The sequence below is a fragment of the Cupriavidus sp. DF5525 genome (genome assembly GCF_040149425.2).
Classification (GTDB): domain Bacteria; phylum Pseudomonadota; class Gammaproteobacteria; order Burkholderiales; family Burkholderiaceae; genus Cupriavidus; species Cupriavidus pickettii_A.
In genome coordinates this window covers 1,404,614-1,427,898 of record NZ_CP168267.1, presented here as the reverse complement: position 1 = coordinate 1,427,898, position 23,285 = coordinate 1,404,614, and the positions used below count along the sequence as shown (strand labels likewise).

General features: G+C 66.2%; 18 protein-coding genes and 2 pseudogenes. 6 read left to right on the top strand and 14 right to left on the bottom strand.

Going from position 1 to position 23,285, the window contains the following annotated elements:
- The 5 genes from nadC to ABNX08_RS41145 form a co-directional block, all read right to left on the bottom strand.
- On the bottom strand, positions 1-861 hold the full coding sequence (gene nadC / locus ABNX08_RS41165; RefSeq protein ID WP_349605774.1) for a carboxylating nicotinate-nucleotide diphosphorylase: 861 nt from the start codon (positions 859-861) through the stop codon (positions 1-3).
- Between the two features lie 50 nt (positions 862-911).
- Positions 912-1,901, bottom strand: coding sequence for an ABC transporter substrate-binding protein (locus ABNX08_RS41160; RefSeq protein WP_349605775.1), 990 nt, complete (start codon positions 1,899-1,901; stop codon positions 912-914).
- A 67-nt stretch (positions 1,902-1,968) separates the two neighbouring features.
- Positions 1,969-3,288: a Rieske 2Fe-2S domain-containing protein gene (locus tag ABNX08_RS41155; RefSeq protein ID WP_349605776.1), complete on the bottom strand. Its 1,320-nt coding sequence runs from the start codon at positions 3,286-3,288 to the stop codon at positions 1,969-1,971.
- 365 nt (positions 3,289-3,653) lie between these two features.
- Entirely contained in the window at positions 3,654-4,166 is a 513-nt protein-coding gene (locus ABNX08_RS41150; protein ID WP_349605778.1) for a MarR family transcriptional regulator, read from the bottom strand.
- A gap of 51 nt (positions 4,167-4,217) precedes the next feature.
- Entirely contained in the window at positions 4,218-4,676 is a 459-nt protein-coding gene (locus ABNX08_RS41145; RefSeq protein WP_349605779.1) for a hemerythrin family protein, read from the bottom strand.
- Positions 4,677-4,871: 195 nt separating this feature from the next.
- Between ABNX08_RS41145 and ABNX08_RS41140 the strand changes: the two genes are divergently transcribed.
- Entirely contained in the window at positions 4,872-5,747 is an 876-nt protein-coding gene (locus tag ABNX08_RS41140) for a tripartite tricarboxylate transporter substrate binding protein (RefSeq protein ID WP_349605781.1), read from the top strand.
- Between the two features lie 228 nt (positions 5,748-5,975).
- Here the strand turns inward: ABNX08_RS41140 and ABNX08_RS41135 are convergent, their stop codons facing one another.
- Positions 5,976-6,596, bottom strand: a complete 621-nt coding sequence (locus ABNX08_RS41135; RefSeq protein ID WP_349605783.1) for a hemerythrin domain-containing protein — start codon at positions 6,594-6,596, stop codon at positions 5,976-5,978.
- A gap of 301 nt (positions 6,597-6,897) precedes the next feature.
- A pseudogene (locus ABNX08_RS41130) lies at positions 6,898-7,053 on the bottom strand (LysR family transcriptional regulator); the annotation flags it as partial.
- Positions 7,054-7,061: 8 nt separating this feature from the next.
- Between ABNX08_RS41130 and ABNX08_RS41125 the strand changes: the two are divergent.
- Positions 7,062-7,524, top strand: a pseudogene (locus ABNX08_RS41125) (ISKra4 family transposase); the annotation flags it as partial.
- Positions 7,525-7,632: 108 nt separating this feature from the next.
- Entirely contained in the window at positions 7,633-8,865 is a 1,233-nt protein-coding gene (locus ABNX08_RS41120; protein WP_349605785.1) for a TetR/AcrR family transcriptional regulator, read from the top strand.
- Between the two features lie 47 nt (positions 8,866-8,912).
- Here the strand turns inward: ABNX08_RS41120 and ABNX08_RS41115 are convergent, their stop codons facing one another.
- From ABNX08_RS41115 to ABNX08_RS41085, 7 genes are all read right to left on the bottom strand, one after another.
- Positions 8,913-9,995, bottom strand: coding sequence for a dipeptide ABC transporter ATP-binding protein (locus ABNX08_RS41115; protein WP_349605787.1), 1,083 nt, complete (start codon positions 9,993-9,995; stop codon positions 8,913-8,915).
- On the bottom strand, positions 9,982-10,959 hold the full coding sequence (locus ABNX08_RS41110) for an ABC transporter ATP-binding protein (protein WP_349605789.1): 978 nt from the start codon (positions 10,957-10,959) through the stop codon (positions 9,982-9,984). Before ABNX08_RS41110 ends, ABNX08_RS41115 begins: the two co-directional genes overlap by 14 nt.
- Before the next feature lie 71 nt (positions 10,960-11,030).
- Positions 11,031-12,755, bottom strand: coding sequence for an ABC transporter substrate-binding protein (locus ABNX08_RS41105; RefSeq protein ID WP_349605791.1), 1,725 nt, complete (start codon positions 12,753-12,755; stop codon positions 11,031-11,033).
- A gap of 130 nt (positions 12,756-12,885) precedes the next feature.
- On the bottom strand, positions 12,886-13,812 hold the full coding sequence (locus ABNX08_RS41100; RefSeq protein ID WP_349605792.1) for an ABC transporter permease: 927 nt from the start codon (positions 13,810-13,812) through the stop codon (positions 12,886-12,888).
- Positions 13,812-14,768, bottom strand: a complete 957-nt coding sequence (locus tag ABNX08_RS41095) for an ABC transporter permease (protein ID WP_349605794.1) — start codon at positions 14,766-14,768, stop codon at positions 13,812-13,814. The genes ABNX08_RS41100 and ABNX08_RS41095 overlap by 1 nt, the downstream gene beginning before the upstream one ends.
- A gap of 192 nt (positions 14,769-14,960) precedes the next feature.
- Positions 14,961-16,100, bottom strand: a complete 1,140-nt coding sequence (locus tag ABNX08_RS41090) for an acyl-CoA dehydrogenase family protein (RefSeq protein ID WP_349605796.1) — start codon at positions 16,098-16,100, stop codon at positions 14,961-14,963.
- Positions 16,101-16,144: 44 nt separating this feature from the next.
- Positions 16,145-17,329: an acyl-CoA dehydrogenase family protein gene (locus tag ABNX08_RS41085; protein WP_349605797.1), complete on the bottom strand. Its 1,185-nt coding sequence runs from the start codon at positions 17,327-17,329 to the stop codon at positions 16,145-16,147.
- Positions 17,330-18,000: 671 nt separating this feature from the next.
- Here ABNX08_RS41085 and ABNX08_RS41080 point away from each other — a divergent pair.
- The 3 genes from ABNX08_RS41080 to ABNX08_RS41070 all read left to right on the top strand — a co-directional run bounded on the left by ABNX08_RS41080 (position 18,001) and on the right by ABNX08_RS41070 (position 23,259).
- A complete protein-coding gene (locus ABNX08_RS41080) occupies positions 18,001-19,317 on the top strand; it encodes an MFS transporter (RefSeq protein WP_349605798.1) in 1,317 nt (438 codons plus the stop codon).
- A 71-nt stretch (positions 19,318-19,388) separates the two neighbouring features.
- Positions 19,389-21,137: a long-chain-fatty-acid--CoA ligase gene (locus tag ABNX08_RS41075; RefSeq protein ID WP_349605799.1), complete on the top strand. Its 1,749-nt coding sequence runs from the start codon at positions 19,389-19,391 to the stop codon at positions 21,135-21,137.
- 40 nt (positions 21,138-21,177) lie between these two features.
- Entirely contained in the window at positions 21,178-23,259 is a 2,082-nt protein-coding gene (locus tag ABNX08_RS41070; RefSeq protein ID WP_349605800.1) for a 3-hydroxyacyl-CoA dehydrogenase NAD-binding domain-containing protein, read from the top strand.
- The last annotated feature ends 26 nt before the right edge of the window (positions 23,260-23,285 follow it).

Below are 23,285 nucleotides of genomic sequence, written 5' to 3'. Positions count from 1 at the left end.
TCAGTCGACGATGCGCATCGACAGGTCGATCGCGCGCACGTCCTTGGTCAGCTTGCCGCTGGAAATCCGGTCGACGCCGGTGGCGGCGATGGCCTGCAGCGATTCGAGGTCGACGCCACCGGAGACCTCCAGCAGCGCCCGCCCGGCGTTCAGCGCGCAGGCGCGACGCATGTCGTCGAGGCTGAAGTCGTCCAGCAGGATGCTGGTGGCCCCGGCGGAAAGTGCCGTCGCCAACTCCTCCAGGTCTTCCACTTCGATCTGCACCGGCACACCGGCACCGAGCTGCGCTGCGCGTTCGAGCGCCTCGCGCACGCTGCCGGCTGCGGCGATATGGTTCTCCTTGATCAGGATGCCGTCCCACAGCCCCAGGCGATGGTTGGCGCCGCCGCCCACGCGGACGGCGTACTTCTGGGCCAGGCGCAGGCCAGGCAGCGTCTTGCGCGTGTCGAGCATCGCGCAGCCGTTCGGATTGGGCGACACCCCGGCGATCCGCTCGATGTAGTGGCGCGTCACGGTGGCGACGCCGGACAGCGTCTGCAGGAAATTCAGCGCAGGGCGCTCGGCGGACAGCAGCGCCCGCGCGTCACCGGTGATGCGGCAGACCTCGGAGCCGGCCAGCACGGTCTCGCCCTCGGCAATCCGCCATGCGATCGAGGCGTCCGGATCGAGCCGCGCCACGCATGCGTCGAACCACGGCTGGCCCGCGATCACAGCGTTTTCCTTCGCCACCACGCGCGCCTGCACGCGCTTGGCTGCAGGCACGAGCTGCGCCGTCCAGTCGGCGCGCCCGATGTCCTCGCGCAGGGCGTCGTCGACATTGCGTCGCAGGGCCTGCTCAAGGGTTTCGTTGTAGTCGAACATCTTTGCTCCTGGAGGTGCGCGGGCGCGGCATGGCCCCGCCCGCGCGTTCGTCAGATGCTGTAGGACTCGTAGGTGGAGGGGTGGAACATCTCCTCCACCGGCACCAGCCGCTCGGACAGGCCCTGGCCATGGTGATGGCGGGAGAACGTCTCCAGCGTGCGCAGGTTTGCCTGCACGCCGTACGACCAGTAGTCCTCGCCCAGCGTCTCGCGGGCGGCCTTCAGCATCTCTTCCACGAACGGCATCGTCACCTTGGTCGCGGACGTATCGGACAGCTGCGCCAGCGCGTGGGCCTTGGACTGGCTGAACGCCTTGAAGACGGCGCCCGGCAACCACGGCTGCGCCTCGGCAAGGGTCTTGCGAATGCCCACCACATGCATGATGGGAAACACGCCGGTGCGCCGGAAGTAGTCTTTCGCCTCGGCGGTTGGATCGTCGAAGAGCCAGCCCACGTTCTCGTTGCGCAGCGCCAACGCGCCCGGGGGCCGCGGCGCGATAAAGCCGTCGATCTCGCCGCTGTCCAGCAGGTCTGAAATTGTGCGGCCTTCGGGCGCCGCTTCCACGCGGACATCGGCGGGAAGCTGCAGCTTCACCTTTTCCGGACGCCCCGGCGTATCGATGCCGCCGCGCACCCAGGTCACATCGGACGGGTGGATGCCAAAGTCGTCCTGCAGGACCGCGCGCGCCCACACGATCGCGGTGAGCTGGTACTCCGGAATGCCGATGCGGCAGCCTTTCAGGTCCTGGGGGCGCCCGATACGATCCTTGCGCACGTAGATGGAGGTGTGGCGGAACGCCCGCGAGAGAAAAACGGGCACCGCGATGTACGGACAGTCGCCGCGCGCATGCTTGACCAGGTAGCTCGAGAACGACAGCTCGCTGATATCGAAGTCCTGGCTGCGCATGGCGCGGAAGAACATTTCCTCCGGGTTGAGCGTCATGTAGACGGGATCGACGCCGTCGATCTGGACGCGGCCATCGAGCAGCGCGCGGGTACGGTCATAGTCGCCCATGGCGACGGAGAGGCGGAGTTTGGTCATCGGTGATGGAGTGGGGGCTCGGGGGAATGCGGGTGGCGGTCAGCGGGGGATGTGGGGGATGTGCTCCTCACGCCGTGACGGAGTACGACGGCTCCAGCTCGGGCAGGTCCTGCCCGCCGGCCCAGACGTATTGCACGTTGAACGTACGCCAGTCATCGGTCTTCGGCACCACCGTCTGGAACGCGCAGACGTCGGCGGGAATCGCGTTGGCACCCGTGCCTATCGCTTCGCCGCCCTGCTGGAACGCCCTGACGGCATCCAGCATCTGGTTGCGGAACTCGACGATGGCGAGATCGCTCGCGCCCAGCCGGTCGTGGCTGCGGTCGGCGATCGGGCCCATCGTCAGCCACATCGCGACGTCCTGGTTCGGGAAGCCGGCAATCCCGGTGAAGTTGCCTGCCTTCATCGCCTGGCGGTCCTGCCAGAAGCGGTTGTCGATGTTGCGCAGCGGGCGGTAGTAGGCGTCCAGGTCCACGCCGACGGTCTGGCGCAGGAACTTGCGCCACGTCTCCGTTTCGGGAGTTTGCGCCGGATGGCCCCAGGCGATGAAGTAGAACGCCGTGTTGGTGTCGTCCATCGGCACGTTGATGTTGGCGACGTTGTAGAGGTTGTTCGGCGGGATCAGCGCGGTTGCCGGCGCGACGAAGACCGTGGAGCGCACATAGTCATGCGTCTGCGCCTGCTGGATCGGCCTGCGGATGGCGGCGTAGCGGAAGCCGTAGCCGCCGCGCTGCACCTGCAGCCGCGGCGCCTTGTCGGTCGAAGGGCGCAGCCACAGGCTGTCGGTTGCCTTGGCGCCGTCCACGCGCGCCGGCACCATGTCCGAGCTGTGCAGGCTCGAGCTGTGCGCGGAATCGATCGCACCCTCCAGCACCTGTGCCCAGTTGCAAGGCAGCAGCACCTTGGCGATGCTGACGCGGGTGTCCTCGGTCGGCGCCCAGCGTGGCGGCACGAATTCCGGCACCACGTCCGCCGGTCCCATGTATGCCCAGACCATGCCGCCCCATTCCTTGACCGGATAGGCCTTGTGCTTGACTTTCTCTGCCATGCCGCTGGATGCGGGCTCGGAGACCATCTCCAGCACGTTCCCCTCCACATCCATCTTCCAGCCGTGATAAAGGCAGCGCAGGCCGCCTTCCTCGTTGCGGCCGAAGACCAGCGATGCCCTGCGGTGCGGGCAGTACTCGTCCATCACCCCGACGCGGCCGTCGCTGTCGCGGAACACGACCAGGTCTTCGCCGAACACGCGCGCCTTCACCGGCGCGCCATCGGGCTCCGTCACCTCGTCGAGCAGGCAGACCGGCGTCCAATGCCGGCGCATCAGCTGCCCCATCGGCGCATCGCCTTCCACACGGCACAACAGATCGTTTTCTTCCTTCGTCATCATTTGGGGGCTCCTCGCCAGTGCATCCCCGGCGCTGGCCGGTCTGGCGTTCTGGCTTTGCTTGAAAAATACTTAGTGTCCTAAGAATAATCAGAGCAAACATCGATAGCAAGGCGCGATTGGGAAACCAAGGGAAAATACTTAGGAGGCTAACAAAAAGAGGGCGTGCGCCGTCACAGTCACGTGCGCAATACGCGGCCGGACGGGGGCAAGGCATCGGCTTGCCAGATGCTCGGCGGAAGGGCGAAAAAGTGCCGGCGGCGAAGCAGGTCGTAGCCGGGAAGATTGAGAGGGGGAGGGGAGGAGGGGGGGCGGCTGGAGATGTGCTGGGGAAAAAGGACTGCCAGCCGCAGTCCCGGTGCAGTCGCTTACGCCTGCTCGATACCTTGCTGGTCGCGGGTCAGGTTGTCGATCATCACCAGCAGCGCGCGGCGCGTGGTGGCGACATCTTCCGTGGCGAGATGCTGGACCGCAACCGCATTGACCTCTTCGGCCAACGGTACCAGCGTCTTGCGCAGCCGCTTGCCCAATGGCGTGAGGAACACATAGATGTTCTTGCGATTGGTCGGCCGGCGCTCCAGCGTGACATAGCCGAGCGCCTCCATGGCTTGCAAGGCCGCGAATGTGGTCGGCTCCATCACGCCCGCTTCGATGCTGAGCTCACGCTTGGTGATGCCGTCGCGTTCCCAGAGAATGCGCAGGAAGGTCCAGTGGCCAAGCTGCACGTCATGCTGGGAGAGCCGGTGTTGCAGCGCGCGCAGGAAGACCCGCGTCGCGTCTTTCACAAGGTGCGCAAGGCGATCATTGGGCACGTCGTCGTGCCAGCGGCGAAGGACACGCTGGGCGATTTCCTGTTCTCTGACTGCAGAGGCTTTCGACATAAGGGCGGGAAGCAAGGGCAAAGGCGTATTCTGCCACGGCTTGTCTGTGCTTTACGCCGGCTCCGCGGCGGGACGGGCTTCCAGGTTCCTGCGCAGGACGACCGGCTTGGCGCCGACCTGCTGCTTGCAGATCCAGTGCGCCAGCGCCGAATCCAGGTGCTGGACATGCGCGGGAAACCAGCGCTCCAGTTCTTCTGCCAGCCGGCGCGCGACCGCCACCTCCCCGCGTACGAGCCTTGCCTGCACGGCGGATATCGAGGCCAGCACGGCCTTATGTTCGCCGATGTGGCACTTGCGCGGCGGAAAGGCCGTTGCCTCCATAAGGCTGTCCTCATGCAGGAAATGCGCTCGTGCCAGTTGTAGCAGTTCCTCCAGCATCTCCGCCAGGCGTTCAACAGGCGCTTCGCGCAACGACTGGATGAGCGCCGCAAACCGTCGATGTTCGTCGTCAATAGCGGAATGACCGATCAGTAGTCCGTCATGCCAGTACCTTGGATTGTGCGCTGCCATCATGCCTCCAGCCCTATTGTTAGGAGACTAAGTATTATAGGATGGGCAGGTTCCGGAGGCAACGAAAACAAGCATAGTGAGAAGCGCGCCTGACTGCACATGTGCGCGGCGCGTTTATTAAATGGGAAGAATCGATTTGAGGAACACTCAATCGTTGGCATACTCGGCTGATGCGCTGCGCTTGTGGGCCATCAATTGCATCAATCGCTGATCGCGCCATGCCTGGCGAGCGTCGCTGCATTCGCGGAGTTTTTCTCCGCCAGGCTGAAGGTGCCAGTGGTGGTGGAAAACAAGCCCGGCGGCATCGGCATGATTGTCGCCGAGGCGGTGGCGCGCGCCAAGCCCGACGGATGCACGCTGCTGTGCACCTTGCACAGCCAGCTGGCGCAGGCGCCGGTGTTGCTGAAAAAGCCGCCCATCGATCCGTCGCGCGACCTCACGCCGGTGGCGTCGATCAGTACCGGCGTCGGCGTGATGGTGGCGACCAAGGGGCTGCCGGCCAACACCTTCAAGGAATTGCTCGCCCTCGCGCAGAAGCGGCCGGTTAGCGTCGGCAACTACGGCATCGGCTCGGGCTGGCAGCTGATGGTGGCCCAGCTGAAGAAGCTGACCGGAGCGCAGTTCGACATCATCAACTACAAGGGCACCGGTGCCATGATCGGCGACGTGCTGGCCGGCCATATCGATATCGGCGCCGGCTCGCTACTCGGGATGTCGGGCGGCCTGGCTTCCGGCGGATTGAAGCCGCTGCTGCTGATCTCCGGGTTGCGGAGCGCGAAATTGCCCGGGATACCAACGTGGGCGGACGAGGGCATATCCGACCCGGTCTTCGCCAACCTGGCCGAATGCAATATGCTGCTGGGCCCCGCGGGGCTGCCACCCGGCATCGTCAACAGCCTGGCCACGCTGGTGCGGCAGTCGGTCACGGAATCGGAGGCCGTCAGGAAGGTGCGGGAGCAGCTTGGCAGCCAGGACACGCCATTGACCGGCGAAGCCCTGCAGCGCTTCATCGCGCGTACGTGGCCGACCTACCAGGCCATGACCAGGACGGTAGGGCTCAAAATGGAATGATGGCCGCGCTGAAACCGGGCGCGCTCATGGCGCGTACCGGTCCTTCGTTTGCTCAGTTGCAGCGCGTCCTTGCCTTCCTTGGCCGCCCGAGACTGCGGCGCCTTGCTGTTGCCGGATGCCGTTAAAAGGCCCGGGACGGTTTCTGCCAGGGCCAAGACACTCGCCGCAGGCCAATATGCGGCATAAGTTCTGAGCCGAGGCCCGGCAGTGCCGCGAAGCGACCGACGTTCAGTGCATGGACGCGTTCGCTTCGCTGTCGATCTGCTTGCGCAAGGTCGCGACGCGCTTCTCCACATTGGCGCCGAATAGCGGATCGGCACTGGCCCGATCGATGGCGGCGACCTCCGCCCAGTCCGCTTCGGTCAGGAACCGGGCGGCGCGCGGCATGACCTGTTTCTCCTCGGTGGACAGATGGTTGCGGTAGTACACCAGGTACATGGCGGCGGCCGCTTCCAGTGCCGCTCGCGAGGTGACCACTTCGCTCTGGGCTTCACGCAGGCGGTCGAGCAATTCCGCGCCGACCGTGGCGATCACGCGATGTTCCTGCAGTAACCGGCTGATGATGATCCGCGTGCCGGGATCCCGTTCCACGAGCAGCGCGTACGCAACATCCTCGCGGGGATGGTGCACGCAATCGCCATAGTTGCGCATGTCACGGATGATCGTGGCCATCAGGCCGTAGTCGGGCTGCTCGCCCTGATGGAAGGTGCTGACCTGCTTTTCCAGCAGATCGAGCAGTGAGGCGAAATGGATATGGTCGGTATGCCAGGCGGCAAGCGGCGTCGGGCTGGGGGTGGAAAGCGCGGCGGAAGGTGAAGTCGGAAGCGAGGTGACGAGCGGGGTGGCCATGGCGCCCTCCTGGGAAGCTGGGCAAGCAGACCGTTGAGTCCGATGCGATATCGGGACTCGCGGGGCCCTCATTGACACAATAGTTGCCCTGCACGATTTGAGTCTGACGCAGATCAATGTGGCGCTAAGCGCCTCGGATCGCGCAGGGGGGCGGAAGCCTTCGCACGGCGCCTGGGTGAGCCGGCCGGCGCGGTTTGCTTCGAAGCGCAGCACTTCACGCCTGTCTTTCCGCGAATGTCAGGGTCGCCTCCAGCAACCAGGCGCGCAGACGCTACATCGCCTCGCTCATCGGGCGCGTGTCGAGTTGCACGCCGAGCAGGCTTTCCAGCGATGCAATCTGGCACGACACCGCGCTTTCCGTGATGAACAGGTCGGCGGCCGCACGGCGCAGGTTCAGGTGCAGCGCGGCCGCTTCGAATGCATGCAGGCTAGAAAGGCTGGGAAGTCGTTGCCGCATGGCGGGGCGTGCCAGCCACCGTCACCGAAATTGCCCAGTTCGAGAGAGACGGCCTTGATGTGGGCTCGCTGGGCCTGCAAGGAGGCGAAATCCTTGTTGGGTCGACTGCAGCGCAAGATGGTCGCAGCACAGGTTGCCCAGGCAGTTGCCCGGACCAGCGTTTGTCCCACGTGTGGTGCACAGTTGGCTTGCAAGGGCCACCATCACTTGGTCTTCTGTAGCGCGTTCGGGCGGCTGTCAATTGACAGTCCCAGGCTGTATCCCTGTCGGCAATGCCAGGGCGACGCCCCCACCTTCAGTCCGGTCACCAACTGCTTGCCTGAGCGGGTCAGTCCAGAACTGCAGTATCTCGAGGTCAAGTTCGCAGCGCTGATGTCGTATGGTCTGACCGTCAACGTCCTGCAAGAGGTGTTGCCGCTCGATCATGTGCTGGCAGCCAGCTCGATTCGGCGCCAGGTCACCGGGCTCGGTCTTGTGGTATGCGCGGCAAAACGGGAAAATCCCAACATTTCCCTATAATGCGCCATACCCAAGATTAGAAAAATGGGTTCGCTCCACCAGGGCGCAACTCGACCTCTCATGCTCACGGAACAATCGGAAGCCAGGCAGACCCGCCGTTATGTCGAAAAGCGCGAGGGCATCCTCGACGCCGCCGCGGCGCTGTTCAACCGCAAGGGCGTGCGCGGCGCGACCTTGTCTGACGTGGGCCAGCACGTCGGCCTGAGCACCAACAGCATCACCTACTACTATCGCAAGAAGGAAGACCTGATACTGGCCTGCCTGATGCGCACCATCGACGAGATGCGCGGCCTTGCCGACGCGGCCTCGCGGCACGGCAGCGCGACCGAACGCGTAGAGGCCTTCATTACGCTCTTTGTCGCACGTCTGGCGCGCACGGCGGTGGGCGAACGGCCAGAACTGATGAGCTTCCGCGAGATCCGCGCGTTGCCGGCCAGCCATTCCGATGTGGCGTTCTCTGCCTACAACGACATGTTCCGGCAGATCCGCGGCCTGCTGCGCGAGTCCGTGCCCAGTGACCCGGTGCAGCGCAGCGCGCTGAGCGCGCGCGCCCACCTGCTGCTGTCGCTAGCGAGCGGCGCGATGAGCTGGATCGATCGCTACGAGCCCGAAGACTACCCCAAGGTGGCGCAATCGCTGGTGGACCTCCTGCTCAACGGCATCGCCGCGCCGGGCACCGCCTGGCAGCCGGAACTGGACGTTGCCGCGCTGCTGCCTGCGTTCGGCCAGCCGGAAACCACGCAGCAGGCCTTCCTGCGGGCCGCCACCGAGTTGCTGAACGAACAGGGCTACCGGGGCGCATCGGCGGACCGGATCTCAGCGCGGCTGAACCTGACCAAGGGCGCCTTCTACCACCACAACGAGAACAAGGACGATCTGATTTCCGCGTGTTTCGACCGCATGTCGGCGGTGATCCGCGATACGCAGACGCTAGTCGACGAGATGCCCGGCACCGGCTGGGACAAGCTGTGCGCGGTGTCGCGCGCGCTGGTGCATTACCAGTTCTCCAGCCAGGGGCCGCTGCTGCGGCTGACCATCTACGGGGCGCTGCCGGAAGCCATGCGCGAGACCAAGATGAAAGACATGGGCCGGCTGTCCACACGCTTTGTCCGTTTTCTGGTGCAAGGCATGCAGGACGGCTCGATCCGGCCGCTGGACCAGTTGATCGCCGCGCTGCAGGTTCACGGCATGATCAATGCGGCGGTGGAACTGCGCCGCTGGGCCCGCGACGCGTCTTCCGACAATGCCGCGGACCTGTTCGTACGCCCGATGATGATGGGGCTGCTGTCCTGATCCGGCCCCGTTGGCCGCGGCGCCGGATCAGGCGGCTCAGTCGTACCTCAGTCGTACAGGTGGCAGGCCACCATCTGGCCATCGCCCTGGTCGCGCAGCACCGGATCGACGCGGCTGCACTGGGGCATTGCCGAAGGGCAGCGCGTATGGAAGCGGCAGCCCGACGGCGGATGCATCGGGCTGGGCACTTCGCCTTGCAGCACGATGCGCCGGCGCTGGCGTTCCGCGCGCACGTCGGCCACCGGCACGGCGGACAGCAGCGCCTTGGTGTACGGGTGGCGCGGCTCGGCATAGAGCTGGTGACGGCTGGCGATCTCTACGATCCGGCCGAGGTACATCACCGCGATGCGGTCGCTGATATGGCGCACCACGGCCAGGTCATGGGCGATGAACAGGTAGGACAGGCCCAGGCTGCGCTGCAGCTCCATGAACACATTGACCACCTGCGCCTGGATCGACACGTCGAGCGCCGACACCGGCTCGTCGCAGACGATCAGGCTCGGCTTCAAGGCCAGTGCGCGGGCGATGCCGATGCGCTGGCGCTGTCCGCCCGAGAACTCGTGCGGATAGCGGTCGGCCATGTAGGGCAGCAAGCCGACCATTTCCAGCAGTTCGCCCACGCGTGCCTGCAGGTTGCCGCGGCCGCCCGCCATGCCGTGCACCTGCAGCGGTTCGGCAACGATATCGCGCACCTTCATGCGCGGGTTCAGGGAGGCGAACGGGTCCTGGTAGACCATCTGCACGCTGCGGCGGAAGCGCTTTTCGCGCGCGCCGCTGAAGCCGGCCAGGTCTTCGCCGTCGAAGGCGATCCGGCCTGCGGTGGCGGGCAGCATCTTCATGATGGCGAGCCCGGTGGTGGATTTGCCGCAGCCACTTTCGCCCACCAGGCCCAGCGTCTCGCCGCGGCGCAGCGTGAACGACACGCCATCGACGGCCTTGACCGAGCCGAACTGGCGCTTGAACATCACGCCGCGCGTGACGGGGAAATGGACCTTCAGGTCTTCAACGCGCAGGATCGCGTCGCTGGCGTGGGGCGGCCGGCCAGTGGTGGACGCGTCGGGGCGTGCGCTGCCATACTGCCGGTCCGGCGGCGCGACGCTGCGCGCCAGGGGCGTGTCAATGTGCGTCATGGAGGAAGCAAGCCTTGAGGTGTTGGTGGGAAACCGCGCGCAGTTCCGGCGAAGTCTGCCGGCACCGGTCATGGGCCAGCTTGCAGCGCGGCAGGAAGGCGCAGCCGGGCCCGAGGGCGGTCAGGTCCGGCGGCTGCCCCTCGATCGGCACCAGCGGCTGGCTGGTGTCGCCGTCCAGGCGCGGCACGCAGGCCATCAGGCCGCGCGTGTAGGGGTGGGCGGGATGGCGGTACACCGCCTCCGCCGACGCCATCTCCACCAGCCGGCCGCCGTACATCACCGCGACGCGGTCGGCATAGCGCGCCACCACGCCCAGGTCGTGCGTGATCAGGATCAGCGCCGTGCCCATCCGCTGCGCCAGCCCCTTGAGCAGGTCCAGGATCTGGGCCTGCACGGTGACGTCCAGCGCGGTGGTCGGCTCGTCGGCAATGATCAGTTTCGGCTTGCACGCGAGCGCCATCGCGATCATGGCCCGCTGGCGCATCCCGCCCGAGAACTGGTGCGGATAGGCATGGACGCGGCTGCGCGGCTCCGGTATCTGCACCTGCGCCAGCAGGTCCGCCGCCTCTTCGTAGGCGTCCCGCCACGAGCGCCGCTGGTGCACGTGGATCGGCTCGGCAATCTGCTTGCCGACCGTGAGCGCCGGGTTCATTGATGACATCGGCTCCTGGAACACCATCGCGATCCGGTTGCCACGAATGGCGCGCATCGCGGCGGGACGGAGCTTGAGCAGGTCCTGTCCTTCGAACACAATCTCGCCGGACTCGATGGCGCCGGGCGGCTGCGGGATCAGGCCGAGGATCGACAGCGCGGTCACGCTCTTGCCAGAGCCCGATTCGCCTACGATCGCCAGCGTTTCGCCGGCGGCCACGTCGAACGAGACCCGGTCCACCGCGGTGACCACGCCCCGGTCAGTACGGAAGCGCGTGGTCAGGTTCCTCACCTGGAGGATTGGCTCTGTCATGGTTGCGTCCTGGTTGACGGCAATGGGGCGGTCAGGGGCGGTCAGGGGTGGTCAGGCGTGGTCAGGCGTGGTCAGAAGCCGAGCTTCTTCTTCATCTCCTGGTCGATCCACACCCGCGCGTGGATGGGTCCGTTGCGCACGGCACCGGCGCGCAGCTCGCCGTCGTAGTTCTTGACCCACGGCCACCAGGCGGTGAACAGGTAAGGCGTCGGCAGCCAGATGTATGGGGCTTCCGCCAGGATGTCGCGGGTCAGGGCGCGCAGCGCTTCCTGGCGCTTGCCCAGGTCGCGCATCTGGAAGGCCTGGTTGACGCGGGCGTCGAACTTGGGATCGTTCCACTGCGAGGCGTTCCATACCTGGCCGGCGACAAAGCTCTTGCGGATCGTCGTGGTGGGGTTGGTATGGCCGTTGTTCATCATGTAGCCCGGCGCATTGGTCTTGGTGGTCATCGCCGACAGGAAGGCGCCGTACTCCATCGGCTGGATCTCGATGCGCACGCCGACCTGTTCCAGGTAGGCTCCGATCAGCGGCAGCATCTCCATATGGTCCTGGCTGCAGGCGCACACCTGGACTTTGAACTTGAAGCCCTTGGGATAGCCGGCCTCGGCAAGCAGCTTCTTCGCTTTCTCAGGGTTGTAGGTGAACAGTTCCTTGACCGACTCCGGCATCGCGCTCAGCGGCTCGAAGTAGCCGGTGTAGTCCGGGTGCTGCGGATAGGCGAACAGCTCCGCATTGCCGCCGTAGTACTGCTTGACGATCTCCTGCTTGTTGACCGCCATGTTGAGTGCGCGGCGCACGCGGATATCGTTGAACGGCTTGGTGTCGACGCGCAGCGCCAGGTACTGCCCGGTGTATGACAGCCACCTCGACCACTTCAGCTGCGGCGCGCTTTTCTTGAGTTCGTCGACGGCCGTCCAGCGCACCAGTTCCAGCACGTCGAGCCTGCCGGTGCGCAGCATGGTGTTGCGGGTGGCCTCATCCTTGACGGTGCGCAGCACCACCTTGTCGGCAAAGGGCAGTTTGTAGTCCTTGCCGCCGATCTTCTCGGTATCCCAGTACTGCGGGTTCTTCGCGTAGGTGCTTGAATTTCCCTGCACGAACTGGCTCAGCGTGAACGGGCCCGTGCCGGTGACGTTCTTCCAGTTGGAAGCGCCTGCAGTGGCCACCTCCTTGGGCATGATGCCGGAGTAGTAGCCCCAGCCGAAGCGGTAGTCCCACTCCGCGTTGAACTCCTTGAAGCGGAACACCACCGTGTGCTTGTCGACCGCCTCGACCTTGCTCAGGTGGTCGAAATAAGTCGGGATCTTCTTGGCGCTGGCGCCCTGGCGCCCATAGCTGAACACCACGTCTTCGGCGGTCAGGTCGCGCTCGTCCATCACGCCCGGCTTGGCCGGAAAGCGCACGTTTTTGCGCAGCTTGACCTCCAGTGTCAGCGGATCGGTCCATTTCCAGCTTTCGGCCAGCTCGCCGCGGATGGCGTCCTCAGGCAGCCAGGCGTCGGCCTGGAAGGCGTACTTGCCGCCGTTGCGGCGGGCCTTGGAGAGATCTGCGACAAAGAGCTGCTCATAGACCTGGCCGGTGTCGTAGTTCTGCTTCCAGTTCCAGTCCGCCAGGTCCCACGACAACGCGGAGATCGTGGGATAGACCGAGCCGACTTCGATAGTGCCGCCGTACCTGGGCGCTTCCGCCTGCGCGGCCACCGTGCCGCAGGCGAGCGCAGCGGCCACTGCCGCTACCACCATCGCGACCGAAGCCCGCCTCGTCGTCCTGCCGTCCACCTTCACGCTGCGCACCATCGCTTGCTCCTTTGGGGATCATGAGGGGCACGGTTCACCGTGCCGGCCGTGTTCGCTGTCATGCTGCCGATGGCGGCCTATGCTGGCCGCTTGCCGTATCGCTGCTCCTGTTTCCTTTGGGCGCCGCGGCTCAGCGGCTGCCGCGCATGCGCGGATCCAGCAGGTCGCGCAGCGCATCCCCGTACACGTTGATCGCATAGACCACCACCGTCAGGCAGGCGCCAGGCGCCAGCGCCAGCCACGGACCCTGGAACATAAAGGTGCGCCCGTCGCCGGACAGCATGCCGCCCCAGGTGGGCGCGGGCGGCGGCACGCCGAGGCCGAGGAAGGACAGGCCCGACTCCGCCAGGATCGCGGTGCCCACGCGCGTGGTGAACAGCACGATCACTGGCGGCAGCACGTTGGGCAGGATGTGGCGCCACAGGATCCGGCCGGTGGAAGCGCCCATCGACTGTGCGGCATGGACGTACATGTTCTCGCGCACCGACACCACGGCGCTGCGCACGATGCGCGAGCCGCCGATGCCCAGCAGCAGGCCCAGTGTGCAGACGATCTGCCAGCTGCCCGGGCCCAGCACCGACACCACCACGATCAGGATCACCAGGTCGGGGAAGCTCATCCAGGCATCGACCATGCGCTGCACCACCAGGTCGAACTTGCCGCCCAGGTAGCCGGTCAGGATGCCCAACACCAGCGAGATCACCGTCGCCAGCGTCGCCGCCGACAGGCCGATCACCACGGAAAGCTGCGCGCCGTACAGGCAGCGCGAGAACATGTCGCGTCCGAGGTTGTCGGTGCCGAAGGGATGCGCCCACGACGGCGCCTGCATGCGCGCGATCATGTTGATCTCGTTCATGCCATACGGCGCCAGCAGGTCGGCAAACACGCCGCAGAACAGGAACACTGCGCAGATCACCGCGCCGGCCGCTCCGAGCGGCTTGTCGCGGAACAGGCGCCGCAGCAGCGGGAACCGCGGCCGCCGCCGCGGTGTTGCGCGGGGCAGGGCGCCGGGCAGCGACGTGGAAACGCCTTGCGGATCGACGGTCTGATGTGCCATCAGCGGTGCCTCACTTTGGGGTCGAACAGGCCGTAGCTCAGGTCTACGAGCAGGTTGATCAGCATCACCGCGACGCCGACCACGAGGAAGACGCCGGTGATCAGCGGGTAGTCGCGCTGGTGCACGGCATCGAGCAGCAGCAGGCCCATGCCCGGAACCACGAAGATCTGCTCGATCACTACCGCGCCGCCGATCAGCAGCGGCGCCTGCAGGCCGATCAGCGTGACCACCGGGATCAGCGCGTTGCGCAGCGCGTGGCGCAGGATCACCAGCGGCTCGTTCAGGCCCTTGGCCCAGGCGGTGCGGATATAGTCCTGACGCAGCACTTCCAGCATCATGGTCCGCGTCATGCGCATCGTGATCGCGGACAGCGCCATGCCGAGCACGATGGCCGGCACCAGCATCTGGCGCACGTGCTGCACCGGGTCTTCCAGGAAGGGGACGTAGCGCACTTCCGGCGACCAGCCCCACCACACGGACGGAAAGACCATCACCATAGTGCCGAGCCAGAAACTTGGCACCGCCAGCATCAGGATCGAGAATGAACGCGCCACGTAGTCAGCGGCGCTGTCCTGGCGGATCGCCGACAGCACGCCGATGGGCAGTGCCACCGTCAGCGCCACCGTCAGGGCCAGCATGCCCAGCGAGAAGGTGGCGGGGATGCGCGCCATCACCATCGTCAGCACCGGCTCGCCTTGCCACAGGGACTGGCCGAGATCGCCATGCAGCACGATATTGGCAACCCAGTGCAGGTACTGTTCCCAGATCGGCCGGTCCAGGCCCAGCGCGCGGACCAGGTCTTCGCGGGTACGGGTATCGGCGCTGATGTCGTTCTGGCTCAGCATCAGGTCGACCACGTCGCCGGGCACCAGCCGCACGATCGCAAACACGATGATGCTGGCGAACATCAGCGTCGGCACCAGCGCCAGCAGGCGGCGCAACAGGTAGGCGCTCATGGCCGGCCTCCGCACAAACGTCGTTGAGATCCGGCTGTTGCCGGTGTTGCGGGTGCCCAGGGTCTTGCCGACATGCTGCCTCCTTCCTGGCGGCCGGGCCGGCATGGGCGCGTGGCGCCTTTGCCGGGGCGCCGGTTGCCGCCTCGGTGTTGCGTGATGTCCTGCCAGGCCCCGCCGCCGGGGCCGCCTGCGTCAGTAGCCGCGCAGCGCCGCCCAGCGGTCGAGCTGCCAGTTGGCGTCGCCCAGCCACTCCTGCGCGGTACGGGCGCGCTTCATGAAGAAGCCGATGTCCAGCTCGTCGGTCATGCCCATGCCGCCGTGCATCTGCACGCCTTCCTGCACCGCCAGGGTTGCCGTGGCGCCGGCCTTGGCCTTGGCCATGCAGACCAGCGGCTCGGGCCCGTCCGGCTGGCGCTCATCCAGCCGTTGCTGGCAGCGCAGCACGGCGGCGCGCGTGAGTTCGATCTCGGCAAACAGGTGCGCCGCGCGGTGCTGCAGCGCCTGGAATTCGCCGATGGCCTTGCCGAACTGCCGGCGCTCCTTCAGGTAGGCGAGGGTGTGTGCGAAGGTGGCATCGGCAATGCCCAGCAACTCGGACGACAGCACCGCGCGGGCGGTGTCGAGCACGAGTTCGAGCATCTCTGCACCGTTGCCGGCGGTGCCAAGCAGGGCGTCGGCCGGCACCCTGGCCGCGTCGAGGGCGACGCGCGCCGCATTGGTGGCGTCGGCCAGCACGCAGCGCTCCACGCGTACACCGGCGCTGTCGCGCGGCACCAGGAACAGCGCGACGCCGTCCGCCTCGCCTGCGCCGGTCGTTCTCGCCGCGACGATCAGCGTATCGGCCACGTGGCCATCGACCACGAAGACCTTGCTGCCGTCCAGCACATAGTCGTCAGCCTCGCGCCGCGCCGTGGTGGCGATGCGGTCCGGCCGATGCTTGGCGGCCTCGTCAAGCGCCAGGGCCGTCAGGTGCCGCCCGGCGGCGATTTCCGGCAGCAGCGTGCGCCGCTGGCTGTCGTTGCCAAACAGGCCGACCAGCGAGGCACCGAGCACGGCAGTGGACATGAAGGGCAACGGCGCCAGCGTGGTGCCGATGGCTTCCGCGATCACCCCTGCCTCGACCGTACCGAGGCCGCTGCCGCCATATTGTTCGTCGATCAGCACGCCGGCGAAGCCCAGCGCGGCGCAACGCTGCCACAGCTCGCGCGAGAAGCCGGTCGGGTCATGGGTATCGCGCAGCGTGCGCAGGGTGGAGATGAGGGCGTTCTCGCGCAGGAACGTCATGGCACTGTCGCGCAGCATCTCCTGCGTGTCATTGAATACGATGGGCATGGTGGCTTCGGCGGGTCTGGTGTCGGGGCGGAAGTCAGGGCGCCTCAGGCGCCGGGCAGGCCGAGCAGGCGCTTGGCAACGATATTGAGCTGGACCTCGCTGGTGCCGCCCTCGATCGAATTCGCCTTGGTGCGCAGCCATGCACGCGCCAGCGCGCCTTCCTGGCTGCGCGGGCCTTCCCATTCGATGGCGTCGGTGCCACCCACCGACATCAGCAGTTCATAGCGGCGCTTGTTCAGTTCCGCGCCGTAGTACTTCAGGACAGAAGAGAATGCCGCCATGCCTTCGCCCTGCTTGGCCAGGTCGCGGGCGCGTTCGCCGGCCGCGGCGAAGGCGGCCTCATCGACCTCGAACTGGGCGATCTGTGTGCGCAGCATCGGATCGTCCAGGCGATGGCCGGCATCGACACCGATGATCTTGGCGGCATGCCGCCCCACGGGCTGGCGGAAGCCGCGGCTGCCGATCGCGCTGATCATCTCGCGTTCATGCGTCAGCAGGTATTTGGCGATTTCCCAGCCACCGTTGGGCTCGCCGACCAACTGGTGGCGCGGCACCACCACATCGTCGAAGAAGGTCTCGCAGAAGGGCGACTTGCCGGAGATCAGCACGATGGGGCGGGTGGACACGCCCGGCGTTTCCATGTCGAACAGCAGGAAGCTGATGCCGGTGTGCTTCTGCGCGGCAAGATCGGTGCGCACCAGGCAGAAGATCCAGTCGGCCCTGTCGGCATACGAGGTCCAGATCTTCTGGCCGTTGACGACAAAATGCCCGTCGCGCTCTTCCGCGCGCGTCTGCAGCGCGGCCAGGTCGGAGCCGGCATTAGGCTCGGAGTAGCCCTGGCACCAGCGGATCTCGCCACGGGCGATTCTGGGCAGGTGTTCCTGCTTCTGTGCCTCGGTGCCGTACTTCAGCAAGGCCGGGCCGAGCATGGAGATGCCGAAGCTCTGCAGCGGTACCCGACAGTTGAGGCGCTGCATTTCCGCTCGCACCACCCGGGCCTCGGCCGCGCTGAGCCCGCCGCCGCCATACTGCTGCGGCCATTCCGGCACGGTCCAGCCCTTGTCGGCCATGCGCTGCAGCCACAGCCGCTGCGCATCGGATTGAAAGCGGAACTTGCGCCCGCCCCAGCAGATGTCGTCCTCGTCCTGCACCGGCTGGCGCATTTCAGGGGGGCAATTGGCTTCCAGCCAGGCGCGCGCCTGCTGCCGGAACGTCTCCAGTTCGTCCAAGCTTGTCTCCTTGGTTGTACGCCTTCAGTCCCGTGTTCTGTGCTTGGGCCGGGGGCGCCAGAATCACGGGCACGACGCAGCAGTCTAGTATTTCTAAAAACGGTGACGGCAGCGCAGCGGCATGATCTTTTATACAAGCCGCATCTGGCAACGTCAATACTCCAAAACCGAAAGCGAGCGGGTCGGGTAACAGAGCCGGTCGGCTTCCCAAGGCGTCTGAAGACCAACCGGCGGCCCCCGTGTACGTGGTTCTGCGAGTGATGCAGTGCAGAAAAAATAGCGAAACATGCAGCGATTTCATGATTTATATCGGAATAAGCGAGTAACAAAGGCGCGGGCCCCACATCCCGGGCGCTCGTTGACCGTGCATGCCTGGTCGATCCGTAGGTTCCGATCCTAAATTTCGAAAAGGCATGACATCGATCCATTTGAAAAACGAACGGTTGTGCTAGCATCCATCGCAGACATACCGAAAATACGAAAAGCTATTCAGCGCCCACAAAATCACCGCGCGTGAGCCAGTGCGGCGCCATGGGCAGGCAGAGACCAAGAAGCGGCCGGCACCCCCGCGTGACCTGGCGCAAAGTGGGAGACAACGTGACAACGCAGGTCAATTGCGCGCCGCACGGCGCAGTCCAGGCGGGGCAGGGCGCTACGCCGCGCGTGCCGGTATGAGCGGCACGCTGCTGCGCGGCACCGGGGAGGCGGAGCAAGAACAGGCCGAACAACACTTTCGCGATCACGTCGCCCGGCACCTGCCGCGCAACGCCAAAGCGTTCCTGGTCCACGGCATGCTCGGCATGACGGGCTTCCGGCTGGTGACCGCGCCGACCTTCGTGCCGGCCTACCTCTACCTGCTGTCCGGCTCCAAGTTGACCGTGGGGCTGGTGCTGGCGGCGCAGTACGCGGGGATGGCGGCCTCGTCGATCTGGGGGGCGACGCTGATCGAGCATCGCCAGCGCGTGATGCCGCTGATCTACCTGGTGGGCTGGCTGGTGCGCGGCCAGATCCTGGGGCTCGCCTTGTCCGCGCTGCTGCTGAGCGGCCGCGGCGCACTGGCGGCCGCAGCGGCGTTCCTGCTGCTGTTCGGGCTGCTGAACGGCGTGCAGAACGTCAGCTTCAACTACCTGACCTCCAAGATCATCCCGCTGGCGCGGCGGGGGCGGCTGACGGCGCTGCGCAACTTCTTCGGCGGGCTGACGGCGGCCGCCGTGGCGTGGCTGGGCGGACGCTACCTGGTGGGCAACGACGTGTTCGGCAATGGCTATGCCGCCACCTTCCTGGCGGCCTTTGTGCTGACCAGCCTGGGCATTTCGGTGCTGGCCGGCATGCGCGAACCCGCGTTGCACGATGTGCGCATGCCCGCCGGCTTCCGGCGGCGCGTGCGCGAGCTGCCGGCACTGCTGGCTGCCGACCGGGATTTCGTGCGGTTTTTCATTGCCCGCGCGCTGGTGGCCTTCGGCATGATGGCGATGCCGTTCTATGCGATCTACGCCGGCCGGCTGCTGGGGCTGGACGGCGCCATCCTCGGCTACCTCAGCCTGGCGTACCTGCTGGCCCAGACCGGCAGCAACCTGGTGTGGGGCCGCATCGCTGACCGGTGCGGCTACCGGCTGGTGTTCCTTGCCAGCATCGCCACATGGATCGCGGCCACGGCGTGGCTGCTGTCGTGCGCCACCTTGCCTGGCTTCCTGCTGGCGTTCTGCGGACTGGGGACGGGCTTCGGCGGCTTCTTTGTTTCCGCGGACAACCTGGTGATGGAGTTCGGCGCACGCAAGGACCGGCCGATGCTGCTGGCCGTGTCCGACACCGCTACCTACAGCATGATGGCCATCGGGCCGGTGATCGGCGGGCTGCTGGCGCAGTCGCTGTATTTCCCGCTGGTGTTCGTTGCCGCCATCGCAGTCAAGTCGGCCGCATTCGTACTGGCGCTGCGCATTGCCGACCCACGGCTGCAGCGGCGCCTGGAAGCCGGAGACATTCCCTGATTTGCTGCCATGCCAGCGGCCCACGCTGGCCGCGCAGGCTGCCCTTTCCAACCCCGGCACCAGGAGAAGAGATGGAAGCGAGGACGTACCCGGAGTTCAGCACCCACTACCCCTTGCTGCTGACCACCATCATGCAGCGGCCGGTCCGCCTGTACCCGGACCTGCCTGGCGTGGTCTACCGCAACCCGAGCAGCGGCGAGTATGCGCGGTTCACCTGGCTTGCGTGGTACCGCCGCGTCTGCCAGCTTGCCCATGCGCTGAACGGCCTGGGCGTGGTGCCTGGCGTGCCGGGCGAGCCGGGCGACCGCATCGCCACGCTCGCGCTCAACACGCACCGGCACCTGGAGCTCTACTACGCGGTGCCCGGCATCGGCGCCACACTGCACCCCGTCAATGTGCGCCTGTCGCGCGAGCATGTCATCTTCACCATCCGGCATGCGCAAGACCGCATCGTGTTCTTCGACGACACGCTGCTGCCGCTGGTGGAAAGCATCTACGACCAGATCAGCGATGTGGTCGAGCGCTTTGTTTACATGTCCGACCGGCCAGGGCTGCCGGATACGCGCATCGCCGGCCTGATCCACTATGAAGACCTGATCGCCGGCCAGCCGGACGCGATGGACTGGCCGATGCTGCATGAGGATGTCAACGCCACGCTGTGCTACACCACCGGCACGACGGGCCAACCTAAGGGCGCCACCTTCACGCACCGGCAGCTCTACCTGATGACCGTGCACGTGATGGCGCAGCAGGCCATCGCCAATACGCCCGACGCCAGCCCCGCCGATGCCGCACGCCTGGGCGAGAACGCGGTGCTGCTGCTCAATACGCCGATGTACCACATCCACGCATGGGGCGCGCCATTCGTGGCGGTCTATTGCGCGCAGAAGATCGTGCTGCACGGCACTTTCACGGTACAGGGCTTCTGCGAGCTGGTGGAGCGCGAGAAGGTGACCTCGGTCGGCATCGTCAGCACCATTGCCGCGATGCTGCTGGCCTACCCGGACCTGCACAAATACGACCTGAGCAGCCTGGTGCGCGTCAGCGTGGGTGGCGGCGCGCTGCCGCTGGGGCTGAAAATCAAGCTGGAGGCACTGCTGCCGTCGTTCCGGATGAGTTCGGGCTATGGCATGACCGAGACCGCGCCGACCATTGTCACGTCGTTTATCCGCAAGGACCTGACCGGGCTGGACCGCGCGCAGACCGACGGGCTGCTAGTCAAGGCCGGCCTGCCGGTGCTGGGTGTCGACGTGGAGGTAGTGGACGATGACGGCAAGCCGGTGCCGCGGGACGACCAGACCGTGGGCGAAATCGTCGTGCGCGCGCCGTGGGCCACCTGTGCCTATTACCGGGAACCGGAACGCAGCACCGAGCTGTGGCGCGGCGGCTGGCTACATACCGGCGATATAGCCAGGGTCGACCGCCATGGCTATATCACCATCGCCGACCGCGTCAAGGACGTGATTCGCAGCGGTGCAGAGATGGTGCCGACGGTGCTACTGGAAAACCTGATCGCGATGGCCGATTTCGTGCTGGAAGCCACCGTGGTTGGCGTGCCCGATGCCGTCTGGGGCGAGCGCCCGCTGGCGTTGGTCAAACTGCGGCCCGGCTTCGAGGCCGACGAGGGCGATGTGATCGCATTCCTGAAGACGCATGGGGTCGACACCGGCAAGATCACCAAGTGGATGCTGCCGGCGCTGGTCGCAATGACCGGCGAGATCCCCAAGACCAGCGTCGGCAAATACAACAAGAAGCAGATCCGCGAAGAACTCGACCGTTTCCTGGCCATCGCCAGGGACGTGACGGACCGGCATGACTGACCGGTTGAAACCACATCAACACAGCGTTCAAGGAGCTTGCATGACCGCCATCAACGCAGTGGCCAGCCTGGCCGTGGACGGCAATATCGCCGTGCTGACCATCGATTCGCCGCCCGTCAACGCGCTGTCCGCCGGCGTGCGCGCCGGCATCCGCGACGGCATCGAACGTTGCATCGCCGATTCTGCGGTGCAGGGAATCGTGCTGATCTGCGCTGGCAAGACGTTTATCGCCGGCGCGGACATCACCGAGTTCGGCAAGCCGTTCGTGCCGCCTGGCCTGCCGGACGTTCAGGCGGTCATCGAGGACAGCCCCAAGCCGGTGATTGCGGCCATCCACGGCACCGCGCTCGGCGGCGGGCTGGAAGTGGCGCTGGTGTGTCACTACCGCATCGCCACACGCAGCGCGAAATGCGGCCTGCCCGAAGTCCACCTCGGCCTGCTGCCCGGCGCCGGCGGTACGCAGCGGCTGCCCCGACTGGTCGGCCCGGAGAAGGCCTTGGGGATGGTCGCCTACGGCACCCATGTGCCCGCCGGCGAGGCCGCTGAAATGGGGCTTCTCGACGCACTCGCCGACGACGCCACGCTACGCGCTGATGCCATCGCGTTCGCGCGCCAGGTGGTCGCCGAGCAGCGGCCGCTGCGCAAGGTGCGCGAACTCGATGACAAGATCGCTCCGGCACGGGGCAACATTGAACTGTTCGCCGCCTTCCGCAAGGCCAACGCGCGCCGCTTCCGTGGCTTTGAGGCGCCGGAAGCCAATATCCGCTGCATCGAGGCGGCGGTCGAACTCCCGTTCGACGAGGGCCTGCGGCGCGAGCGCGAACTGTTCCAGGAACTCATGGCCGGCAAGCAGTCGGCGGCGCAGCGCTACTACTTCTTCGCCTCGCGGCAGGTCTGGAACGTACCCGACATCGGCGCCGACGTGCCGGCGATCCCAGTCGCCAGGGTCGGCATCGTCGGCGCCGGCACCATGGGCGGCGGCATCGCGATGAACTTCCTCAACGCTGGGCTGCCGGTCACCATCGTCGAAACGACGCAGCAGGCGCTGGACCGCGGGCTGCGCACCATCCGCGCCAACTACGAAAACACGATGAAGAAGGGGCGTCTCAGCGCCGCTGAGGTGGACGCGCGCATGGCGCTGCTGACGCCCGCCCTCGAACTGCAGCAACTGGCCGACGCCGATCTGGTGATCGAAGCCGTGTTCGAAACCATGGACGTCAAGAAGGAGGTATTCGGCAAGCTCGACCGCATTGTTAAGCCGGGCGCCATCCTGGCCACCAACACTTCGGCGCTGGACGTCAACGAGATCGCCGCGGCCACCTCGCGCCCGGAGACTGTGATCGGGCTGCATTTCTTCTCGCCGGCCAACGTGATGAAGCTGCTGGAAGTGGTGCGGGGCGACAAGACTTCGAAGCCGGTGATCCGCACCTCGATGGAGCTGGCGCGCCGGATCGGCAAGGTCGCGGCGCTGGTCGGCGTGTGCCCGGGCTTCGTCGGCAACCGGATGCTGGCGCAACGGCAGCGCGAAGCCCAGAAACTGGCGCTCGACGGCGCGCTGCCGTGGGACATCGACCGCGTGCTGTACGACTTCGGCTTCCCGATGGGCCCGTTCGCGATGAGCGACCTGGCCGGCCTGGACCTTGGCTGGGTGAAGGAGAAATCCACCAGCTCGACCCTGCGCGAAATCCTCTGCGAAATGGACCGCCGCGGCCAGAAGACCGGCGCCGGCTACTACGACTACGACGACAAGCGCAACGCACGCCCGTCGCCGGTGGTGGAACAGGTCATCCGCGACTTCGCCGCGCGGCAGGGCAGGGCGAGCCGCGTGGTATCGGACCAAGAGATCCTGGAGCGCTGCATCTACCCGATGATCAACGAGGGCGCCAAAATCCTGGAGGAGGGCAAGGCGCTGCGCGCGTCCGATATCGACGTCATCTGGGTCAATGGCTACGGCTGGCCGGTCTACCGTGGCGGCCCGATGTGCTATGCCGATTCGATCGGGCTGGACAAGGTGCTGCGGACGTTGCGGCAGTATGAGGAAACGCTCGGGGCGGATTTCCGGCCGGCGCAGTTGCTGGCGGATCTGGTGGCGCAGGGGAAGCGGTTTGGTGATTTGAAGTGAGTGGTTGGGGGGACGGCGCTCGCGCC